Source organism: Actinoplanes sp. NPDC049548 (assembly GCF_040676695.1).
Classification (GTDB): Bacteria; Actinomycetota; Actinomycetes; order Mycobacteriales; family Micromonosporaceae; genus Actinoplanes.
Window position 1 is genome coordinate 22736 of record NZ_JBFAPM010000038.1, and the last position, 6000, is coordinate 28735.

At 69.8% G+C, this 6000-nt stretch carries 5 protein-coding genes and 1 pseudogene; 1 reads left to right on the forward strand and 5 read right to left on the reverse strand.

The features are described 5' to 3' along the window. Positions 1–876: 876 nt before the first annotated feature. Positions 877–1644: a collagen-like protein gene (locus AB0J80_RS37460; protein ID WP_364714470.1), complete on the reverse strand. Its 768-nt coding sequence runs from the start codon at positions 1642–1644 to the stop codon at positions 877–879. 371 nt (positions 1645–2015) lie between these two features. Here AB0J80_RS37460 and AB0J80_RS37465 point away from each other — a divergent pair, with 371 nt between their 5' ends. Continuing rightward, positions 2016–2420 carry a RidA family protein gene (locus AB0J80_RS37465; RefSeq protein ID WP_364714471.1) on the forward strand — a complete coding sequence of 135 codons (405 nt, stop codon included), beginning with the start codon at positions 2016–2018 and terminating at the stop codon, positions 2418–2420. A gap of 81 nt (positions 2421–2501) precedes the next feature. On the opposite strand, the gene AB0J80_RS37470 is transcribed toward AB0J80_RS37465, so the two are convergent. The 4 genes and pseudogenes from AB0J80_RS37470 to AB0J80_RS37485 form a co-directional block, all read right to left on the reverse strand. Next, on the reverse strand, positions 2502–3359 hold the full coding sequence (locus AB0J80_RS37470; RefSeq protein ID WP_364714473.1) for a regulatory protein RecX: 858 nt from the start codon (positions 3357–3359) through the stop codon (positions 2502–2504). 504 nt (positions 3360–3863) lie between these two features. Beyond that, positions 3864–4910, reverse strand: coding sequence for a recombinase RecA (recA, locus tag AB0J80_RS37475; protein WP_364714475.1), 1047 nt, complete (start codon positions 4908–4910; stop codon positions 3864–3866). A 198-nt stretch (positions 4911–5108) separates the two neighbouring features. Continuing rightward, on the reverse strand, positions 5109–5309 hold the full coding sequence (locus AB0J80_RS37480; protein WP_364714477.1) for a DUF3046 domain-containing protein: 201 nt from the start codon (positions 5307–5309) through the stop codon (positions 5109–5111). Positions 5310–5543: 234 nt separating this feature from the next. Beyond that, positions 5544–5912 (reverse strand): annotated as a pseudogene (locus AB0J80_RS37485) (uracil-DNA glycosylase family protein); the annotation flags it as partial. Positions 5913–6000: the final 88 nt, after the last annotated feature.

Genomic DNA, 6000 nt, shown 5'->3' on the forward strand with positions numbered 1-6000 from the left:
ACCGGCAGCCGTCGTGGGGGTCGGCGTCGCGGACCAGGCCGCAGTTCCGGAGGCGGGACCGGCACCCGTCGTGGGGGTCGGCGTCGCGGACCAGGCCGCAGTTCCGGAGGCGGGACCGGCACCCGTCATGGGGGTCGGGCCGGGAGTCGGAGCTGTGCCGGTCATCGAGACCGAACCGACGGCAGGAGCTGGACCGGCGGGCGCCTGCGAACCGGCGGTGGAGTCGAGAGCCGCTCCGGAGGTTGGCGTGCCTTCCGCGGCGGAGGTCCACCCCTCGGCGTTGCCCTGGAAGGGTCCGTAGGGCGTAGTCGATCTCTGAGCGGGGATTCCGCCGTGCTGGGGGGCTGCGGGTGCGTTGTAGTAGGCGGGAGCGGCAGCGCCTGGCTCAGGCGGCGCGCCGGAGGCCGGGCGGGCACCGGCCGGATCGGATGCCGCGGCACCGCTCACCGGAGCACCGTCGCCCAGGGGCGTTCCGTAGCCGTGAGCCGCCTCGCTCACCGGGCCCATCCCCTGGGCCGCACTGTTCTGGTATCCCCCGCCCGGGCGCGGCGCTCCGCCGACCTGCGACGGGACGACCGTCCCGGAGTGGCCGACAGCTCCCGCGGGTCCGGCGGCCGTGGGCGTCGCTTCGGCGTCCCCGGGAAGGGGGTCACCGGCGCGCCGGGTGCCGTGGGAATCGTCTGTCACGACGATGCAGATTACCAGTCGAGCGCGATCGGCGACGGCCCGCAAAGATCCATCCGAAGGAATGGACCCGCAGCCCAGAAGGGCCGCGGGTCCATCGTCTTCCGTTTCGTTACCAGCCGGCCGGGAACGGCTCGCGGGCGATGAGTGATGCTTCCCACGAACCGCTCGACAGCCGTGGCGTCGCGCGTATCAGACGTCCGCGTCCTCGGTGCGACGACGCCGCGTCACGAGGATGAGGCCGACGCCACCCGCGGCGATCGCCGCGCCGACGCCTGCGATGCTGATCACGTCGGTGCCGGTGACCGGGAGACCCCCGCCATTGCTGGATCCGCCACCGGTGCCGCCGGCGTTGTTCGTACCGCCGTTGCCGCCGTTGGAACCACCGCTGCCGCCGTTGCCGCCGTTGGAACCACCGTTGTCGCCGGTGCCACCGCCCTCGCCCGATCCGGGAGGCGTCGTCGGGTCGTTCGGGTTGTTCCCGCCACCAGGCGTCTCGCCCGGGTTGTCGCCGCCCCCGCCGCCGCCCGGGTTGCCAGGCGTGCCGGGATCCCCCGGGGTCCCCGGGTCGCCCGGAGTGCCGGGGTCGCCGGGCGTGCCCGGGTCGCCGGGCGTACCCGGGTCACCCGGCGTACCAGGGTCACCCGGAGTGCCGGGGTCACCCGGCGTACCCGGGTCGCCAGGCGTGCCCGGATCGCCGGGGGTTCCCGGGTCACCCGGAGTGCCCGGGTCGTTGTTGCCGGGCTCGTTGCCCTCGTCGGCCGCCTTGGTGACCGGGTCGTCCTCGGACGTGGCGGCAGGCTGGTCGAGCACCGCCACACCACGGGTGTGAATCTCCGTGGTGGAGGCGGCTGCCGACGAGGCACCCGCGAGGGCAGCCACGCCGACGGCACCGACCATGAAGCCCAGCCGCGCAACGGCACGCACGCCACGGTGGCGTGCGAGCTGATTGGTTCGCATGTTCCTCCCCGTACCTAAGACCGGTCAGTCTTCAATGGACAATCATTTCCAGGAGTCCGGAGAGGCAGATTACCGGCTGGGAGTGGATCACCTCCATCCACCGTTGACAATACGGGCGAAGTCGGGCGTACCTTCGGAATCGAACGGCAACGAGCCGTAAGCGCATGATCGCGAAGCGTTCCGCCTGCTCGGAGGTTGTGCACCATCCCTTGCCAAATACCGCGTTCCACGAACGGGCGCCTGCTCCTGTATCGATTTCACATCGATTCCGGGAGGCGATTTGCGACCGCTCGGCATGTCATTGGCGAGCACAGTCCGCCGGCCCCGACAAGTCTTCGAGTCGCCGAAGTCGGGAGCCCTAGAGTGCCCGCATGACCTCCATCGAGTTCTTCACACCCGCGACCCTGCCGCCGCCGAACGGGTACAGCCACGCGGCGAGCATCGCGTCGGGAAGCCGACTGGTATGGACGTCCGGTCAGGTGCCTATCGCAGCGGATGGCACGGCGGCGCCCGCCGGCGACTGGGCCGCACAGACCCGCCTGGCGATGCGGAACGTCGAAGCGGCTCTGGCCGCCGCTGGAGCGACGTGGGACGACGTCTTCAAGCTCACCATCTATGTCGTCGACACCTCGGCGTTGGACACTGTGCGGGCCGTACGCGATGAGTTCGTCAACACCGAGCGCCCGCCCACCAGTTCGTTGGTCCAGGTGGCGGGTTTGTTTCGTGCTGACTTGCTCATCGAGGTGGAGGCGGTCGCCGCGGTGGCTGCGGAGTGAGAGTCGGGGCCGAGACAGCCGCAGGGGTCGGTGCGAGAACGTGATCGCGATGATCCGGTCGCGGGCTCGTAGCCCTGAAAGTCACGAGGGGTTACCGGCCTCGTGGTCGGCGAGGGCGTCGGGGTCGATCTGGTCGGCGAATTCGGCGGCTTCGGCGTCGCGGGCGGCGAGCGCGTCCTTGACGGCACGGATCGCCACGCCGGCGGGGTAACCCTTGCGGGCCAACATGCCGACCAGGCGGCGGAAGATCTGGTCCGGCGTGCCGGTGGCCGCTCGAAGTTTCCGTTCCACCAGGGTACGGGCGGTGGCGGCTTCCTCCTCCTCGTCGAGGCTCTCGAGCGCCTCGGTCGCCACCTCGGCGTCGACACCACGCTGCCGGAGCTCGTTGGCCAATGCCCGGCGCGCCAGCCCGCGACCGTGATGACGGCTCGACACCCACGCTCGCGCGAAGGCGGCGTCGTCGATGATGCCGACCTCGTCGTAGCGGTCCAGAACTTCCGCGACGACCTCTTCGGAGATCTCTTTGCGGGTCAGGATCTTGGCCAGCTCGGCGCGGGTCCGGGGTCGTACCGCGAGTTGCCGGAGACAGATCTCGCGGGCCAGCTCGGCTTCGGACTTCGGCGGTTGTGCCGGGCGGTCCGCGGCCTCGCCGGGCCGACCCCGGCGCCCTCGGGAGCTGTCCCGGCGATCGGAGGAGTCGCGGCCGCGGCGCGGGAGGTCGCTGTTCGGGAGGTCGCCGTCCCGGAAGCCGCTGTCCCCGAAGCCGCTGTGCCGTAAGCCGCTGTCCGCGAAGTCCTGGTCGGAGACGTCGTGGTTGGAGATGGCGCGGTCAGAGGCGTCTCGATCGGCATCGGCATGGTAAGGGGACTTGTCACGAGGGTGCCGGGGAGGAATCGCGTCCCAACCCCTCCCGGCGCGCGCACCACGACGTCCGGCCACCGGTCAACGCCTCCTCGTTTGTGTGTTCTGCCCGCCTATTCCATGGGCCCGTCGGGCGGGCAGAAGTAGTGGCCTCCTCCGGCCGCGACGCCAGCCCACCCCACGACGCTAGGCCGACGGCGACGTCACCTCGACAGCGACGCCGACCCAAAGCGACACCGGCCCGACAGCGACGCCGATTCAAGAACGACGCCCTACCCCGACAGCGAGGCCAGCCCGACAGCCACGTGAGGCCGACAGCGACGTCGAGGCCGACAGCCACGCTATGTCGACAAGACGCGACGATGGCGTCGCTTAGAACGCGAGCAGCGTCACCTCGACCGCGCCGTCGACCCAACAGCGACGCCGGGCCGAGGGCAGCGCCGCCAGAACGAGAACGGCGTCACCTCGACCGCGCCGTCGGCCCAACGGCGACGTCGGGTTGAGGGCGGCGCCGCTGCTCATGCGACGCCAGCCTCACGGCGGTACCGGGTCGGCGGGGTGCCGGCTCGGGCTGGTGTTCGGTCAGAAGTCGACCGGGGGGAGCTCCGGGCCACCTGCGGCGTCGCCGGTGGTCTGGCCGACGCCGAGCTTTTCGAGGATCTTCTTCTCGATCTCGGCGGCGACGTCCGGGTTCTCCTTGAGGAACTCGCGTGCCTTCTCCTTGCCCTGGCCGAGCTGGTCACCGTCGTACGTGTACCAGGCGCCGGACTTGCGGATGATGCTCTGCTCGACGCCGACGTCGATCAGCGAGCCCTCGCGGGAGATGCCCTTGCCGTACATGATGTCGAACTCGGCCTGCTTGAACGGGGCCGCGACCTTGTTCTTGACGACCTTGACGCGGGTCCGGTTGCCGACCACGTCGGTGCCGTCCTTGAGGCTCTCGATGCGGCGGACGTCGAGACGCACCGACGAGTAGAACTTGAGGGCGCGGCCACCGGTCGTGGTCTCGGGCGAGCCGAACATGACGCCGATCTTCTCGCGCAGCTGGTTGATGAAGATGGCGGTCGTGCCGGAGTTGTTGAGGACACCGGTGATCTTCCGCAGCGCCTGGCTCATCAGGCGGGCCTGCAGACCGACGTGGCTGTCACCCATCTCGCCCTCGATCTCGGCGCGCGGCACGAGCGCGGCGACCGAGTCGATGACGATGATGTCGAGCGCGCCGGAACGGATCAGCATGTCCGCGATCTCGAGTGCCTGCTCGCCGGTGTCCGGCTGCGACACGAGCAGTGCATCCGTGTCGACGCCGAGCGCCCGCGCGTATTCCGGGTCGAGTGCGTGCTCAGCGTCGATGAAGGCGGCGATGCCGCCGGCCCGCTGAGCGTTGGCCACCGCGTGCAGGGCGACCGTGGTCTTACCGCTGGACTCCGGTCCGTAGACCTCGATGACCCGGCCGCGCGGAAGACCGCCGACGCCGAGCGCCACGTCCAGGGCGATCGACCCGGTCGGGATGACGGCGGTCTGCACGACCGGCCGCTCTCCCAGCCGCATCACCGAGCCCTTGCCGAACTGCTTGTCGATCTGTGCCAATGCCAGATCGAGAGCCTTGTCCCGGTCAGGTCCTGCCACCATGTCCGCCACCCCTGTATTCGACTTCGCAGGCGTCTTCGCCGATGAGCTTCTGTTCACCACGCGGTCACGCTAGACGGTGGGTATGACAGAAATCCGCCGCCCGGTCGTGGGCTGTGGATGACCACGCCGTTGGCGACAATAGCCGAACACGTGTACGACGATCGAGCGACACGCCAGAACAAACGTACGAAAAACCTGTCAGTGCAGCCCCGCGGGCACCCGATCGGGGTACGCCGCCACAACGGCTCGCCAGACCGTAGCCGTATCGACACCTTGCGCGATGGCCTCGTCGATCGTCCGTCCACCGAGGTCCGAGAAGGCGTGATCGGCGGCGAGACTGCGCGCGTACGTTGACCCGAAGGCCTGCTCAAGACGCTGCCAGAAGTCCGTCAACCGCACTGGGAAAGCCTACTCGCGGGGTAACGGCGGTCGACGGGGCGCACAGCGCACCGCCCGGCTCGATGAGACACGAGTCACTACGTCGATGTACGGAACCATCTTCGGCAGAGAGCCGTCGAGAGCTCAGGTTGCGGCAACCACCGCGAGACCACCTTCACGCGCTCGACCAGCAGTCCGTGACCACGTACCGCATCGACCGTGGCTCCGGGACGGCCAGTGCTGTCGGCGTACCGATCAAGCCAGCGCCGTGGCAGCGACCTTCAGGTCGTCTACCAGGCCCTGGTAGGCCGCATCGCGGTCGTCGGCACGGAGCACGGCGGAGGGGTGGATGGTGGCCAGCGCCTGGATCTCCGCCACCGGGAAGTCCTCGGGGTGCTGGGCGGAGGCCGGCCAGGGCATGAGCTGGCCGCGCGAGCGGGTGACCCGGAACGACGGGCCGAGCAGCGCCTTGGCGGCGGTGGCGCCGAGGACGACCACCAGCTCCGGCTTGAGCAGCGCGAACTCTGCCACGAGCCACGGACGGCAGGCGGTGATGTGCGCCGGGCCCGGGCTCTGGTGGATGCGACGCTTGCCGCGCAGCTCGAAGCGGAAGTGCTTGACCGCAATCCTCTCACGTTGTTTCAACATCCCACAAGCAACGGCCCCGGTCAGGCTGCCACCTGCCTGGGGCGAACCGCCACTGGAGGGCAAG

What these genes read in the sequence shown, in the direction of transcription:
- AB0J80_RS37465 (WP_364714471.1), top strand. Translation starts at nt 2,016, where the DNA reads ATGACCTCCATCGAGTTCTTCACACCCGCGACCCTGCCGCCGCCGAAC.
- recA (WP_364714475.1), bottom strand. Translation starts at nt 4,910, where the DNA reads ATGGTGGCAGGACCTGACCGGGACAAGGCTCTCGATCTGGCATTGGCA.
- AB0J80_RS37460 (WP_364714470.1), bottom strand. Translation starts at nt 1,644, where the DNA reads ATGCGAACCAATCAGCTCGCACGCCACCGTGGCGTGCGTGCCGTTGCG.